Below are 15,646 nucleotides of genomic sequence, written 5' to 3' on the forward strand. Positions count from 1 at the left end.
CGCTGGCGAGTATGGGCTTGCGTGCGTCGGAAACGCCCGCGGTTGTGGGCAAGACAGCCAGCATAACGCCGCGGGTATTGGGTGCGGCGGAAGCGGGGAATGCGGCGAACGTTGCCATAGATTTAAAACAAAACCGCGCCTTTGCAATGGGTACAGATTGGAATATGAAGGACCACTGGTGGAACCGGTTGTTCCGCCACCAGGTTAAATTTGTACCTGCGAGGGACTCTCGGTTGCTTACTTCCCATTATGGGCGCGGAGTTGCGGGGGAAATTGAAGATTCTGAATTCAATGCTGATACAGAACACGGATTTAAAATGACGTTTATAGATGAAGAAGGTTGGGAAAATATCCTGCCCGTAAACGTTACTATTGATAAAGGCTTTAAAGTAGAAGGGTACAACCGCATCGCTTTTACCGCGGATAATATTGCTCAGCTGCGCGATAGTGACAAAACCCCTAAAATCATGTCCCATTTCTTTATGAAGCTTCGCCCGGGCCAGCTGTCCCGCTTGGTATCAGAAGTCAGCCGCTCCGGCGTTACCCTTAAAATTAAATTAGAGTCCGCCCCCAATATTGCGCACAAAACGGTTGTGGTGCCTTTGTATTCTTCCAATGGGCAGCACAGACTCCCGGTAGAGGTGAATTTGCCTGCCGGTTTATTGCGCGCTGATGATAAACTGATTTTGGACAGAAAAGGCCACTTGGGCGTTTTGCGCCAAGGGAAAGGCGCTGCCCGCGCTTTAAGCAATTTCTATGTGCGTATTCCCAAACACCAAATTGGCCAGTTGGTGACGGTGCTTAAAAACAGTAAAGAAACTTTTAATATTTCTGTTTTTTCCACTCAAAACAAAGCGAACTTAATCGTCAGAGACGTATCTTTGACTAACGTCAGCTTAGGTAAAACGATGGCTCCTATCGCCAAAACCCAATTGGGTATGAGCGTAGCTGACGCCAGCACATTAATGTTTATGATTAACTATGTGTTGCCTGGTTTTGCCTCTTTGCTGCATCCGGTTCTTAAAAAGTATGGAGAAAAGAAATTATTAACGATTTCCTTGATTATGTCTGCCGCGGCAGGGCTGCTGGCTGCCGCAGCTGGGTTTTACGGCTTTGTGGAACAAAGCGAAGTTTCCCCGTTTGACCGGGTACTGTTTGTGTCTGGCTTGATTTTGATGAGCGCTTCTAGCATTTTAAAACAGTTGGTTTGCAATATGCTTATCCGCGCCAACCGCGGTGAGGTAGTGGTAACGACTCCTAAAGCAAAAGCCCCTACCGCGGCGGAGTTAAAAGCTGCTGCGCAAATGGATTTAAAACAAGTGGGCGCGCGTATCAAAGAATTCTTTACCAAAAAGTCTGATTTAAGCTTAAAAGACGTGTTTCTGTATAATTTAAGCTTTGTATACAAAAATACCGGCACCTTGGCGTTTTTGGCCTCCCCGTACTTGTTTAATTGGGGCGCTTCCCAATTGTTTGGGGTAGACTTGGGGCTGGACTATTCTATCAGCTTTCCTATCTATGCTCTTTACAGCGGCTGGGTTACGGCGCGCGTGATTCGCGCCAACTTGCGTGATGCCTATTCTGTTAAAAACTTAGAACAAAGCCAACGCGCCTTGTCTTCCGGAATAGAGAAAACGGCAAAAGCGTTTGAAGAAATCGTTGCCCTTCCTGTCGGTTCTAACGAATTTAAAGAAGCTACGGAAGAAGTATCCCGCAAGCTTAAAGATGCGGTAGATGCCTTGGTTCAAGCGCACGTGAAATTGAACGGCCGTTTAAAGACGAAAGCCGTGTTTGCAGAGGTAAAGCAACAAACCTTACAAAATTTGGAAGAAACCCTTGCCGCCAGCGGCGCTTTTGAGGACGGGCAGTTGCAGCAAATCATGGACCAAGTAAAACTTGATTTTACCAATTTGGAAAACAGCACCGCCAATGTATGGAAGGTGTTTGCAAAAGCCAAAGGAGTAAAAACCATCTCCATTGCCATGACGCTGGCTACCGTGCATGAATTTATTTTATCCAGCTCTTTTGCAGCCAGCATAAACACCTTGATACCTGACGGTGCTTACGCAAACTTCCTGGTGGCCTTATCTTTGTATTTACCGTTTATTGTGGGGCGTTTAGGCGGCAATGTGATAGGCAAACGCATGAGCAGCGGCAGCATGTATATCTTGTGTTCGGCCTTGTCCGCCATTGGCACTGGCATTATGATTGCCAACGTGGGTAATTTAATCCCCACTATTGTTGGCGCGGTGGTGGCCAGCTTGGGCGTAGGGAACTTCTTTACCCAAATGTATGATTTCATCATGCAGAAACAGCCCAAATTACAGCGGGAAATTTCCGTTATCTTGGCTTTAACCATGGCTATCGCCGGTATAGCTACTTTCCCAGCGGCGTATATGACCGCTTTGCTCCCCAATTTGGATTTAATCTATGCCGGGGTGTGTTTAGGCCTTTCTTTGGTGATGACAGCCTCTATGATGCAAGACTCTACATTAGCAAAATTTATTACTTATGAAGTTCAAAAACTTTTTGGGAAAAAAGACGACAATCAAAACAAAGGGGAAGGGCCGTCGGCGGGAGCCTCTTCCGCAGAGGACGGCCCTCTCGCCCGTGTGCCGATAAAAAGCCGGCGGGGGGAAACATTAGCCCAACTATCGGTGCCAATATCTCAAAATAAAGCTCAATTAAAACCTCTTCAAGAGGTTTTTATTTTGCCCAGCGGGGAAATGATTCTGCGTAAATACCGTTCCGTACAAGACAAACAAGACCAAGCTAAAACTTATAAGCAGGTAGTTATTCGGGACGATTTAAAATTTTACCGCGCGGATGGACGTTTAAAAGCTTCCGCTTTAACTTTAAAGAAAATAGGGGAAGGATTGTTGTTAGCCAACAGTAAAATTTGGCCCATGTTTTTAATGTATGTGCTGTTGGGGATGAACAATGTTTCCACCATAGTGGCCAACTTTGCGGAAGGGCCCTTTCAAATGAGTAATTTTGAAATGTTTTTGCTGGGCAATATCGGCTCTCTGACCATTGGCCTTTTGTCTTTGCCCATTGGCATACTGCAAAGCAAGTTCAGCCGCCGCGCCATGTCTAATATTGGCATGTTGGCCATGATCAGCGCGTTTTTGCTTCCTTATTTGGCCGGGCTGGACGGGCAACTGGGGGACCCCACCACTTTAAAGCGCTGGGCGCTGGCGGCCAGTTTCTTGCTGTTGGGCACCGGGGGGGCTTTTTTGGACGTATCTTTAAAACCCACTTTGCTGGCGGCTTCCAAAAAAGGCAATTACCAGCGCAACGTGGGTACGCTGGCGGTATTTAAGCAGGTGTTTGGCAACTCTATGAACTACTTGCTCCCGCCGCTTTTTCTGTGTGTGGCCGGGGCGGACTGGACGGCGTTTTTCCCCGTGTATATGGCTATCAGCGCGCTTAGTTTTATTATTTACAACAAATTCCGTTTAAAAGAACAAACCCTGCAAAGCGTACAGCAGGCCAAGCATAAATACCAGGTAAATTTTAAAAGCATATGGAAGATTTTTTCCGGCAAAAATGCCCGTTCCAAGCTGGTTCGCAAAAGCGTATACGCTAACATTTTGCATGGGGCCAATATGGGCACACTGGCGCTGTTTGTGAATGATTTAATGAAAGAGCATTTTTCCAACCCGGATATGTTGTGGCATCTGCCTTTTGGCATTTCGTTAGGAAGCGAGAGCTGGGTTGTTCCCTCTTTTGTCTTATTTACCCTGCCCATTATATTTGGCAGAATGGCTGGTACTTTCTTAGGACAGGGAATGCAAACGGGTCATTATCGCTTTAAAGCGCTTAATCCCGGCAAACTGCTGCAGGGCAGCGGTTGGCTTAGTTTGGCGGGGCTGGCTCTTATCAATACGCCGTGGTGGCAGGCGCAGGTGGCGGGTGTGATAGCCAGCGCATTGGGATTGACCAATTTTGCTCCCATACTTACTTCTTTCCCTTCAGACAAAACGCGTGAAATTTCCAATGAAATGTCCGCCTTGCTGTCCTTTTCCTCTTTCTTTAGCGCCATGTTTACGGTCAGTTTCGGCCTTATGTTGGATATTTTAGGGGCGTATGGCAGCGCGGCGTTCTTGCTGATAGGGAGTTTTTTGGGGTACTTAATCCATTTTGGGCAACAAATTTCCCGCGGGGATTATGACAAACTAAAAGAAAAAACCGCTTCTCCTGAAGAGGAAGCGGAAGTATATGAAGACCCTTTAACGGAATAGCCCTTTACTTTACCGGGGCCAAAAGCCCCGCACCGGGTTATCTTTTTAATAATTTGGAAATAAGCCGGTCATAATGCGGCTGCGCAACAGCCATCCCCGGCGTAGAATTGCGCCCGCTGCTGGGGCCGTGGTAGTCAGACCCTCCGGTGGCAAACAAATCGTATTTGCGGGCTATTTTCAGCAGCTCTTGCTTCATGGTATATGTATGGGCGGGATAGAAAACTTCTATGCCGTCCAGCCCGGCTTCCTTCCATGCCGGAAAATTCCACACTTCCATCACCATGCCCGGGTGGGCGATGACAGCCAACCCTCCCGCGTGTTTAATTTCCCGTATGGCTTCTAACACGGTAACCCCGGCGGAAGGTACGTATCCCGCCTGCCCCGGAACCAGCCACCGGCGAAAGCCTTCCTGCCGGGTGGGAACAATCCCTTTTTGTTTTAAAGCGTCCGCCACGTGGGCGCGGGACACCGTATTGGGCGCGCGGGAGAATACGTCTTTCTCTGTTAAATTTACCCTGGCGGCTTGCAGCTGAGCGATAATTTTTTTAATGCGCGCTACCCGCAGGCGGCGGTTGTTTTCCAAAAATTCTAAAAAACGCGTATTGTGAATATCTACATTCAGCCCCAAAAAATGCAGGTGGTCGTGTTCCCGGGTGCTTATTTCTACCGCCGGTACAAACGGAATGTGGCGGGCTTCACATTCGGCTTGGGCTTGGGGTACGCCGTTTACGGTGTCATGATCTGCCAAAGCAAAAATACCCACCCCGGCTTTTTGGGCGGCAATAACCACCTCTTTGGGGGAGGTGGTCCCGTCAGAAAACACGGAATGGGTATGTAAATCCGCTTTAGGCATGCCGTTAAACGCGTTCTACGGCGGTTACTCCGGGAACTTCTGCCTTAATTTTGCGTTCCACCACCGCTTGCAGCGTCATTTGCGCGTGCGGGCAGCCGCCGCAGCGTCCGCGCAGGCCTACCGTAACGATGCCGGTTTTTTCGTCTACGCCGATTAGCTGAATGTCTCCCCCGTCGGACTGTAAAATGGGGCGGATTTCCTCAATTACTTTTTCCACTTGTTCTTTCATAAAAACTCCATATAATAAATAGGTACTTCTATTATAGCTTTTTTGGCAAAAAGGCGGGACTGGTTAAAATATTGCAAAAATCATAGAAATATTTGCTATACTTGTGGTGTAGCAGAAAATTTTTGAAATAGAATTTAGGATGATGAATAAAGAAGGAGAGAATATGAAGAAAATCGCATCCGTATTCGTAATGTTTTTATTAGCGTGTGCCCCCGTGTTTGCGCAAAAATATGCCAGCGTAAACGCTAAAAAAGCCAATATCCGTTCTTGCCCGGGCACGAATTGTGCGGTAAAATGGTATGCGTGGAAATACACGCCTGTCATTATGATTAAAACCAACGAAACCAAAGACTGGGTTTTGGTAAAAGATTTTGAAGGATTTAACGGGTGGATTTCCGCTTCTTTATTAAGCCCCAGAGGGGCTATGGCCGCCACGGTAGATTTGAACGTGCGCAAAGGTCCCGGCGTAAGCAATGAAATCGTCTGCACGGTAGAAAAAGGATATCCTTTTAAATATTTGTCCAAAAAAGGTTCCTGGATTGAAGTGGAGGACGACCCGGCCAATAAGAGCGAAGGCGTTTGCAAAGGCTGGGTATACGCCCAAAACCTGTGGGGCTTTTTTAAGCAATAAGACATTGCTTTAAAACCTTTTATAAGGGGTTATCTTCGCCGTTAGAGGGTAACCCCGGTTTTTGGACTAAAAATTAGTTGAAATTTAATAATTCAGGATTAAGATATAAGTAATAGCTTGTCACACCGGCTTGAAAGGCCGGGCTTAAAAAGGGTAAAATAAAATTATGAAAAAGATATTAATAGCTGCTGCGGCAGCCAGTGTTATAGCGTGTGTGTTCTGCTTGGCCAGAACCGTGCAGGAAGGCCGTTTTAATATTACCGGCACGGTAAATGTACCGGACAGATTGGTCAAAGTGGCCCAGGCGAACAATAACTCTTGTTCTATTATTGTAAAGAACGAGGCGGATGTTCCTGTAGCCATTAAAAGAGTGGTAAACCCTAAATTTCCGTTAGCCTTTCATATGGGGGAAGAAGATTTATTGGCCCCGGAACTGGAAGGCAATTTAAAATTGGAAGTGCAAATTAATAACCATGGTCAGCTGGGCGTATTAAAGGAAGGCGATATTTTTGGTTCTTCTGAAAATTTAATTAAACCCAATGCCAAGAACATTATTGTTCAGGCTGATAAAATGACGGGTATGCCCCGTTTGGCCAAAGGCTCCACCCGCGGGAACTTCTTCCGCACGGCGGCCCGGTAAGTTTTCTTGAGCGTAAAACCCCGCGTTAAGCGGGGTTTTTTATGCCTTTATTTTTCTCTTGACGAAAAGCCTCAGAAATAGCACAATAACAGATATAGGGGTTTATTATTTAGCAAAGGAGGGTTTTATATGAAGAGATGTTTGCTTTTGCTGGCTGTATTGGCCGCGGCTTCCAGCCTATACGCCCAAGACAGTCAAAAATACACGCAGGAAGAAGTATTGGCTGTTTTTGCCCAATATAATCCGGCCGTTTTGGAAAAGGCTAAAATCAATGCCCAATATAATGAAATTTTGCAAAATTTGGCGGCCTCTTACCAAAAGGAAAAAACGGAACAGTCAGAAGCTGAATTGATTGCTTTGGTGAAAAATTTTGATAACTCTCTCCGTTTGTTTATCATTGCAAAAACCTATGAAAACGGTTTGGCTTTGCAGGAAGTTTCCAATATTGATTTAGCCGCTTTGGAAACTACCACCCAAGCGGATTTATTGTCCGTTTTTGAAGATATTCACGCCCAAACGTTGGATATACGCAATGAAGAAATAAAACTGTGCAAAGCCCGTATTAAGGCGTTAAAGAAAGATAAATCTTTAGACAAAAAAGAACGCAACGCGCAAATAGAAAAAGAAAACGACCGCATTAAAGAATTAAAAGCGGAAATTAAACAGCTTAAAAAAGACGCCAAAAATAAAGTGCGTTCCGCCAGCGAGGTGTATTTCGCTGATTTGAAAGCGGAAGCTTCTTCCCAGGTTGCCAGCGCCACCAAGGCGGCTAAAGAAGAGGCTCAAAAAGCGAAATCTTCCAAAAATTTAGAAGTAAAAGCAAAAAACAAAAAGCCTGTCGGCAAATGATCTTTCTTTTTAAAACGCCTTCTTCCCGCTTTGGCGGGAGGGGGCGTTTTGCTGTATCTTAAAACCCTTTTTAATATTATTTAAATTTGCAAACAAGGAAGCATAACATGATTAGAACCGTAATTGATAAAGTTTTTGGAACAAAAAGCGAGAGAGACCTCAAAAAAATTCAGCATTATATAGATGCGGCCAACCGTTTTACGCAGGAATTTTCCAGCCTGACGGACGATGAATTAAAAGCCAAAACACAAGAATTTAAAGACCGTTTAGCCAAAGGCGAAACCCTGGATGATATCCTGTCCGAGGCTTTTGCCGTGGTGCGCTTGGCCGCCCAGCGCGTGATAGGCCTTCGCCCGTATGACGTGCAGCTTTTGGGCGGCATTGTGCTGCATCAAGGTAAAATTGCCGAAATGGGCACCGGGGAAGGTAAAACGCTGGTGGCGGTTCTGCCCTCTTATTTAAACGCGTTAACAGGCAAAGGGGTGCATGTGGTTACGGTGAACGACTACCTTGCCCGCCGCGACCGCCAATGGATGGGCCCTATTCATGAGTTTTTAGGCCTTACGGTGGGTTTTATCGGTCACGACATGAACAATGACGAACGCCGGGAAATGTACGCCAAAGACATCACCTATGTAACCAATAATGAACTGGGATTTGATTATTTGCGTGACAATATGGTGATTTCCCGTGAGGACCGCGTTCTTCGCCCGCTCAATTATTGTATTGTGGACGAAGTGGACTCTATTTTAATAGACGAAGCCCGCACCCCGCTTATTATTTCCGGTCCGTCCGAACAAAGCACCGATAAATACTATATTGTAAACCGCCTGGTGCCCTCTTTAAAAGTACGTTTGATTACGGAAAAAGACGAAGTAAAAGCCAAATACGAAGGCACCAAGCTGGAAGAAGGATATGACGCCATTGTGGACGAAAAAAACCACACCGCCACCCTTACGGAAACGGGTATTGCCAAGGCGGAACGCTTTTTAAACGTCCCCAATTTATATGATGATGTGGGAGCAGGTTGGGTGCATCACATTACCCAGGCTTTGCGGGCCCACCATTTGTATGAACGGGACGTGGCCTATGTGGTAAAAGACGGGGAAGTAATTATTGTGGACGAATTTACCGGCCGCTTAATGCCCGGCCGGCGCTGGAGCGACGGCTTGCACCAGGCTGTGGAAGCCAAAGAAGGGCTGCAAATTAAAGAAGAAAACCAAACCTTGGCTACCATTACCTTCCAAAACTTCTTTAAACTGTATAAAAAGCTTTCCGGTATGACAGGCACCGCCATGACGGAAGCCAATGAGTTCTGGCAGATTTACAAGTTAGACGTGGTGGAAATCCGCCCCAACCGTCCTTCCCAGCGTATTGATTACCCGGACCAAGTCTTTTTAACGGAACGCGAGAAATTTAACGCCATTGTGCGCGAGGTGGAAGATTTATGGAAACAGGGCGCCCCGGTATTGGTGGGTACGCGCTCTATTGAAAAATCCGAAAAATTGTCCGCCATGCTGCGCGGCAAAGGGATTCCGCATAAAGTCTTAAACGCCAAATACCACGAGATGGAAGCCCAAATCATCAGCCAAGCCGGGCGCAAAGGGGCGGTAACCATTGCCACCAATATGGCGGGCCGCGGTACGGATATTGTATTGGGCGGCAACCCGGCAGATCCCAAAGAACAGCAAGAAGTGAAAGAACACGGCGGTTTGCACGTCATCGGCAGCGAGCGCCATGAAAGCCGCCGCATTGATAACCAGCTGCGCGGCCGCTGTGCCCGCCAGGGAGACCCGGGCTGCTCCCGCTTTTATGTATCACTGGAAGACGAATTAATGCGTTTATTTGCCAATACGGCAAAAATTTCATCTATTTTAAGCGCTATGGGCATGAAAGAAGGGGAGGCGATAGAATCCCGCCTAATGACCCGCCAAATTGAAGGCGCCCAGCGCATGGTGGAAGGCCGCAACTTTGATATCCGCAAACAGCTTTTGGACTATGATAAAGTCATGAACCAGCAGCGTACCGCGGTATATGGCCTGCGCAACGCCATTTTGGATGGGCAGGACATGACCGAAAAAGCCTTGCAAATGATGGAAGAATGCATCTATGATTTGGTGGAAGCGTACTATCACCCCACCCATGCGGCAAAAAGTAATTTTGACGCGTTAAACGTGGCGTTAAAATCCCTTTTCCCCGTGAATTTTAATTATAATATAGATAATGTTTCCGGCAAAACGCGCGACGCGCTGGCGGAGGAAATATTCTCCCAGGTGAAAGAGTTGTACCACGCGCGCGTTGCTTATTTTGCCGAGCAAGGGCTGAATTTTGCGGAAATAGAGCGTATGCTTTTGCTGCAAATTTTAGACAGCGCTTGGAAACAAAATTTGTATGAGCTGGACCAGCTGCAAAACAGCGTCAGCCTGCGCGGTTATGCGCAGAAAGACCCACTTATTGAGTATCAGAAAGAAGCCTACAAATTATACTGCGCCATGATGAACCGCGTGCGGGATTTGATGGTGGGCTACATTTTCCGCATACAGCTTCCGCCCCGGCGGGAGGCGCAGCCTGTGCGCCGGCAGGAAAACGCTTCCGGCCAACAGGAAGGCCCGGCCCATAAAATAGGCCGCAATGACCCGTGCCCCTGTGGCAGCGGTAAAAAATATAAAAAATGCTGTGGAGCCAAACAAGCATGATGAATAAAATCAAACAAATTTTGTTGTTGTTGTGCGCATTGGGCATTATTGCGTCCATCCCTATGTTTCTTGCCCGCCGCAGTACGATAGAGGCGGACATGCCCGCCCTGTCCAGCGAAGAAATTATCGCCAATAAAGAAGATTACCAGCGTCAAGTGGCGGAGCAAGAAGCCCAAGAACGCGCCCGCCGTGTAGCCAAAGCGCGCGCGGCTAATTATGCCTGCCAGGAGGACAGCGATTGTATTATTGTGGATAAAGACCCTTGCGGCTGTTTAATAGGCCCTAAAGGCGTGGTGGCCATTAATGCGTCCCGTTCGTTGGAGTTTACCCAAAGCTTGGGCAATGTAATGGCAAAAGCCTGCCCGGAAGGGGCTCCTTCTACGGAAAAAGAATGCAGCCCTTCCGCCCGCGCGGTATGCCGCAATAAAACTTGCAAGATTATTTATTAAGGAGAGGTATGCCTTTGTTTCGCCGTAAATTCTTGGCCGAGCCTTCGCAAAACAAGCCTTCTTTTAAAGGGCGCGCGGCGGCGTTTGGCAAAGCAAGCTGCCGGGTTATCTTTTTGATCCTATGCGCGGCGGCCACGGCGGTATTGGTTAAATGCAGTTATCCCCGCGTGTCTCACTATGCATTGGGTTGGGTGGCGCTGGCGCCTTTTATTATGGGTGTGGTGCGCGTTAAAAAATTGTGGGGCGCTTTTATTTATTCCTGGTTTACCGCCGTGTTGCTTTACGGCGGTATTTTTTGGTGGGTGTTTCGTACCTGTTATGAGGGTGGAGGCATGAGCGCCGCGCAGTCTTACGGGGCATGGCTGGGGTTATCGGCCCTGATAGGGCTTCAGTTTGCTTTTTGGGGAACAAGCTGTTTCTTTCTTAAAAAATTAAAATTTTTATTTCCTGTTTTGGCGGCTTGCGCCTGGGTGGCGCTTGAGTGGCTTCATCAAACCATTGCTTTTTATGGGCTGGGTTTCCCGTGGTTTATGTTAGGGTATTCCCAGTGGAATTTCCCGCACGCTATTCAAATAGCTTCTTTAACCGGCGTATACGGCGTTAGTTTTGCCTTGGCGTTTACCGGGGTAAGCGTAGGTTATGCCTTTAGCGCAAAAGCCGGTTTTAAAGGGGGAGTATTTCAAATTTTAGCGGCCGGGTTGTTGTTTGGGGGCGTGTGCGGCTATGGAAATTGGAAACTTAGCCGTCCGGAACACAAAGCCTTGCTCAGCATGCAGGCGGCTGTGATGCAGCCGAATATTGACCAGTATAAAAAGTGGTCTCCCCAGTTTGAAGCGGAAATTCTGGCTACTTTGCAGGATATGGGGGCCCAGCTGAAAGACAGCGGCGCCATGCTGGCTGTTTGGCCGGAAAGCGCGGTGCCGGGTATGCTCACGCAGGAGCCGTATTTTAGTTTGTTTGACCAGATTTCAGTGGACGCGGGGGTTTTTCAAGCGGTGGGTTCTAATATAGAAGAGAATGGTAAACAATATGTGGGGGCTTATGTTTTATCGCCGTTTGCGGAGGATTTGCAAGAGTACCGCAAGATAAAATTAGTTCCGTTTGGGGAGTATATCCCCATGGAAAATTGGGTGCGCAAAATTGCCTCCGATGTAGAAGTATTGGGGGAGCTGGGCTCTTTTACCCCCGGTTTGCCCAATCAACCGCTTGCGCAGGTTTCCAGCGTGCCCATAGGTCTAACCGTGTGTTATGAATCCATTTTCCCGCAGTTATGGCTGCGGCAGAACCGGGCCGGCGCCAAAGTGTTTGTTAACGTTACCAATGATGCATGGTTTTTTGATTCAGACGCTCCTTACCAGCATTTGGCGGTAAACGCTTTGCGCGCGGTGGAAACAGGCCGCCCGGTGCTGCGTTCCGCCAATACGGGCATTTCCGCCATTATTGACCGTTTTGGCCGTGTTTTGCAAACCGCTCCGCTTAATACCCGCGCCATTTTGCGCGGTGGAGCCGCCTTGCCTATCCATGATGCCAAGAATTTTTATACCCAATGGGGGGATTGGTTCGCCTGGCTGTGTGCCGTATTTTATTTTACTTTGTTAATTTCCACTTTTGTTTTCGCTTATGAATAATATTGAATTTACTGATGTAGACACCAAAATAGCTTCTTTAGAAGAGCGCTTGGGCAAAATCGGCGCCATTGTGAATGTGCCTGCCAAAACGCAGGAAATAGCCTCCTTGGAAAAACGCACCGCGGAGCCGGATTTTTGGAACGACAACCAAACCGCCCAAGCGCTTACACGCCAGCTGGACGGACTTAAAACAGCCGTATCTTCTTACCAGCAATTAGCCAAACAAGTGGCTGATGCGCGCGCCTGGTACGATTTGTGCAAAGAAATGCAAGACGCGGCCGAACTGCAAAACTTATACGCTTCTTTGGCGGACACGGAAAAGCAGATGGAGCGCAAAGAAAGTGAAATAACCCTTTCGGAACCCAATGACAAACTAAACGCCATTTTAACCATTCACGCCGGTGCCGGCGGAACGGAATCGTGCGATTGGGCGCAGATGTTGTTTCGTATGTATACGCGCTGGGCGGAACAGCACGGCTTTAAAGTGTTTGTAACCGATTCCCAACCCGGCGACGAAGCCGGTCTTAAAACCGTCAGCGCCATTATAGAAGGCCCTTTCGCTTATGGCTATTTAAAAGGGGAAAACGGCGTGCACCGCTTGGTGCGCGTGTCCCCGTTTGACGCCAACAGCCGCCGCCATACTTCTTTTGCTTCGTGCGACGTATTGCCCGATATTGATGAAAACATCAATATAGAAATACCGGAGAAAGACATCCAGCTGGAAACCAGCCGCGCCGGCGGCCACGGCGGGCAAAACGTAAACAAGGTGGAAAGCGCCGTGCGGCTGCTGCATATTCCCACGGGGATAGTGGTTTCCTGCCGCATAGAACGCAGCCAGCTGCAAAACCGCCAAACCGCCATGAAGATGTTAAAGGCCAAACTGTATGAACTGGAAATGGATAAAAAACGCAGCGAGGCCGAAAAACGCTACGGGCAAAAAGGCGAAATCGCCTGGGGGCACCAAATCCGCTCTTATGTGTTTATGCCGTACCAGCTGGTGAAAGACTTACGCACGGATTATGAAACTTCCCAGGTAAACGCCGTGATGGACGGTGATTTGGACCCGTTCATTTTTGCCTATCTTAACCAACAGGCGGCATTAAAAAAATAATGACCACGGGCCTTTACGTTCACATCCCTTTTTGCCGCCAGAAATGCAATTATTGTGATTTTGCCTCCTACCCCGGGCAAGAGGCGCTTATTCCCGCGTATTTGGCCGCCTTGGAGAAAGAGGCTTCTTTATACTCCGGGCGCGCTTTCCAAACGCTTTACATAGGAGGAGGAACTCCCAGTCTGCTAAGCGCTGCGCAACTGCAAACCCTGTGTGATTTGCTGGCCCGGATAACCGGCCCGTTTTCTGCTTTGCGGGAAGTTACCTGCGAGGCCAACCCGGAAAGCCTCACCCCGCAAAAACTAACCGTTTTAAAAGCGGCGGGGGTAAATCGCCTTAGCATGGGGCTGCAAAGCTGGCATAATGAAGAATTGAAAACACTGGGGCGCATTCACAGCCGGGAAGATTTTTTAAAAGCGTATCATGCCGCCCGGCAAGCGGGCTTTACCAATATAAATATAGATTTAATTGCCGGCCTGCCCGGCCAAACGCTGGAAAGTTTTTTGGCGGGCCTTGCGGGAGTGCTTTCCTTGCGCCCGCAGCATATTTCCGTTTATGGGCTGCAGATAGAGGAGGGTACCCCGTTTTTTGAGCGCGGCGTATTGTGTGACCAGCTTCTTATGCGCCGCATGTTGGAACAGACCCACCGCCGTTTGTGTGCCGCGGGGTTTGAGCATTATGAAATTTCCAACTTTGCCCTTCCCGGCTGCCGCGCGCAGCATAACACGCATTATTGGCAAAACGGGGAATACGTGGGATTGGGCGCGGCGGCGGCTTCTTACTTAAACGGGCGGCGCAGCCAAAACACGGCAAACATAGCGGAGTACATTCAAAAAATAAACCGGGGGGAATGCGCTGTTGTGTTTGAAGAAACCTTGGAGGGCAAAGCCAAACTGGGGGAAAGCCTCATGCTGGGGCTTAGGCAATTGGACGGTTTTACCCCTTCTAAATCCATGTGGCGGGCTTTTGGGAAAGAAATTGACAAACATATTCAAAACGGGTTGCTGGCGCAAAAAAATAATACAATAAAATTAACTTTTGAGGGGCTGTTTTTAGCTAATGAAGTGTTTTATAGTTTTGTAGCCCCCTTTGAGGACGCATGAAATTAACCGCTGTTCACACCCATGTGTTTAAAGAGAATGCGGATTTGCCTTTATTTATTAAAGACTACATTCCCTCTTTGGAGGAAAACACCGTTTTGGCGGTGGCTTCCAAGCTGGTGTGTTTATGGTTGGGGTTAAGCGTTCCTTATCAGAACGCCGCCCAAAAAGAAGCGCTTATTAAGAAGGAAAGCAGCGCCGCTTTAAAAACGCCTTTGGCTTGGCTGACTATTAAAGCCGGCATGGTGATGACAAACGCCGGGGTGGACGAATCCAACGCGCAGGGCAAACTGCTTTTGCTGCCTAAAGACTGTTACCGCGCGGCGGCGGATTTGCGCGCCCGTCTGCAAACTGTTTACGGCATAAAAAACCTGGGCGTGCTGATTACCGACAGCATGATTTTGCCCCTGCGTGCCGGCGTGGTGGCGGGGGCGGTGGGCTATGCGGGGTTTAAAGGCGTGCGGGATTTGCGCGGAAAGCCGGATATTTATGGGAAAAAATTGGCCGTTACGCTGGTAAACGCGGCGGACAGCTTGGCCTCTGCCGCGGCTTTGTGCATGGGGGAAGCCGACGAACAAACCCCCCTATGCGTAATTGAGCAGGCTCCCGTAACGTTTAGCGATGAAATAAACCCCCGGGAGATTTCCTATCCGGTGCAGGACGATTTATATACCCCGCTTTTTAGGGCGGCGGGATTAATTAGCCAAGGAGAGAAAAATGATTAAAAACATATTGGCGGAATTTAAAAAGTTTGTCATGCGCGGCAATGTGATTGATATGTCTGTTGGTATCATTATCGGCGCGGCGTTCACCAAGATAGTTAATTCCATGGTGTCTGATATTTTAATGCCGCCCTTGGGGTTGTTGATGGGGAAGGTGGATTTTTCCAACTGGTTTATTGTGCTTAAACCGGGGGCTTCCACCCCGGCGCCTTACGAATCGTTATCCGCCGCGCAGGCGGCTGGGGCCACCACGTTAAATATTGGCAATCTGCTCAATGCGGTGATTAGCTTTTTAATTGTGGCGCTGTGTATTTTTATGCTGATAAAGCTGATTAATAAGCTAAACGCGCTCAAAGAAACCCCGGCCGAGGCTCCCACCACCAAAAAATGCCCTTATTGCTGTATGGAAATCCCGCTGGAAGCCACCCGCTGCGGGCATTGTACTTCTTCTTTAAAATAAATTTTACCCTCCGTTTAAAACGGAGGGTTTTTAA

General features: G+C 48.2%; 13 protein-coding genes. 11 read left to right on the forward strand and 2 right to left on the reverse strand.

Annotation, left to right across the window (positions count from 1 at the left end; translation table 11 throughout):
- Window positions 1-164 precede the first annotated feature (164 nt).
- Complete coding sequence (locus ACQY33_RS07110; protein WP_428075333.1) at window positions 165-4,244, forward strand: hypothetical protein; 4,080 nt, start codon at window positions 165-167, stop codon at window positions 4,242-4,244.
- A gap of 37 nt (window positions 4,245-4,281) precedes the next feature.
- Here ACQY33_RS07110 and ACQY33_RS07115 read toward each other — a convergent pair whose 3' ends face one another.
- Window positions 4,282-5,097, reverse strand: a complete 816-nt coding sequence (locus ACQY33_RS07115; protein ID WP_428075335.1) for a PHP domain-containing protein — start codon at window positions 5,095-5,097, stop codon at window positions 4,282-4,284.
- Window positions 5,098-5,101: 4 nt separating this feature from the next.
- On the reverse strand, window positions 5,102-5,326 hold the full coding sequence (locus ACQY33_RS07120) for a NifU family protein (protein ID WP_428038738.1): 225 nt from the start codon (window positions 5,324-5,326) through the stop codon (window positions 5,102-5,104).
- 163 nt (window positions 5,327-5,489) lie between these two features.
- Between ACQY33_RS07120 and ACQY33_RS07125 the strand changes: the two genes are divergently transcribed.
- The 10 genes from ACQY33_RS07125 to mscL all read left to right on the forward strand — a co-directional run bounded on the left by ACQY33_RS07125 (window position 5,490) and on the right by mscL (window position 15,612).
- Window positions 5,490-5,957 carry an SH3 domain-containing protein gene (locus ACQY33_RS07125; protein WP_428075337.1) on the forward strand — a complete coding sequence of 156 codons (468 nt, stop codon included), beginning with the start codon at window positions 5,490-5,492 and terminating at the stop codon, window positions 5,955-5,957.
- A gap of 166 nt (window positions 5,958-6,123) precedes the next feature.
- Window positions 6,124-6,597 (forward strand): hypothetical protein, encoded by a 474-nt coding sequence (locus tag ACQY33_RS07130; protein ID WP_428075339.1) that lies wholly within the window; start codon window positions 6,124-6,126, stop codon window positions 6,595-6,597.
- 129 nt (window positions 6,598-6,726) lie between these two features.
- Window positions 6,727-7,446 (forward strand): hypothetical protein, encoded by a 720-nt coding sequence (locus ACQY33_RS07135; protein WP_428075341.1) that lies wholly within the window; start codon window positions 6,727-6,729, stop codon window positions 7,444-7,446.
- Window positions 7,447-7,553: 107 nt separating this feature from the next.
- Window positions 7,554-10,142, forward strand: coding sequence for a preprotein translocase subunit SecA (gene secA, locus ACQY33_RS07140; RefSeq protein ID WP_428075343.1), 2,589 nt, complete (start codon window positions 7,554-7,556; stop codon window positions 10,140-10,142).
- Complete coding sequence (locus tag ACQY33_RS07145; protein WP_428075344.1) at window positions 10,139-10,591, forward strand: hypothetical protein; 453 nt, start codon at window positions 10,139-10,141, stop codon at window positions 10,589-10,591. The genes secA and ACQY33_RS07145 overlap by 4 nt, the downstream gene beginning before the upstream one ends.
- 8 nt (window positions 10,592-10,599) lie before the next feature.
- A complete protein-coding gene (lnt, locus tag ACQY33_RS07150; protein WP_428075346.1) occupies window positions 10,600-12,219 on the forward strand; it encodes an apolipoprotein N-acyltransferase in 1,620 nt (539 codons plus the stop codon).
- Window positions 12,212-13,330, forward strand: a complete 1,119-nt coding sequence (prfB, locus tag ACQY33_RS07155) for a peptide chain release factor 2 (protein WP_428075348.1) — start codon at window positions 12,212-12,214, stop codon at window positions 13,328-13,330. Before lnt ends, prfB begins: the two co-directional genes overlap by 8 nt.
- Entirely contained in the window at window positions 13,330-14,433 is a 1,104-nt protein-coding gene (gene hemW, locus ACQY33_RS07160) for a radical SAM family heme chaperone HemW (RefSeq protein ID WP_428075350.1), read from the forward strand. Before prfB ends, hemW begins: the two co-directional genes overlap by 1 nt.
- A complete protein-coding gene (locus tag ACQY33_RS07165) occupies window positions 14,430-15,155 on the forward strand; it encodes a coenzyme F420-0:L-glutamate ligase (protein ID WP_428075352.1) in 726 nt (241 codons plus the stop codon). Before hemW ends, ACQY33_RS07165 begins: the two co-directional genes overlap by 4 nt.
- A gap of 4 nt (window positions 15,156-15,159) precedes the next feature.
- Window positions 15,160-15,612 carry a large conductance mechanosensitive channel protein MscL gene (mscL, locus tag ACQY33_RS07170; protein ID WP_428075398.1) on the forward strand — a complete coding sequence of 151 codons (453 nt, stop codon included), beginning with the start codon at window positions 15,160-15,162 and terminating at the stop codon, window positions 15,610-15,612.
- The last annotated feature ends 34 nt before the right edge of the window (window positions 15,613-15,646 follow it).

The organism is Candidatus Avelusimicrobium aviculae, assembly GCF_949292495.1.
Lineage (GTDB): Bacteria > Elusimicrobiota > Elusimicrobia > Elusimicrobiales > Elusimicrobiaceae > Avelusimicrobium > Avelusimicrobium aviculae.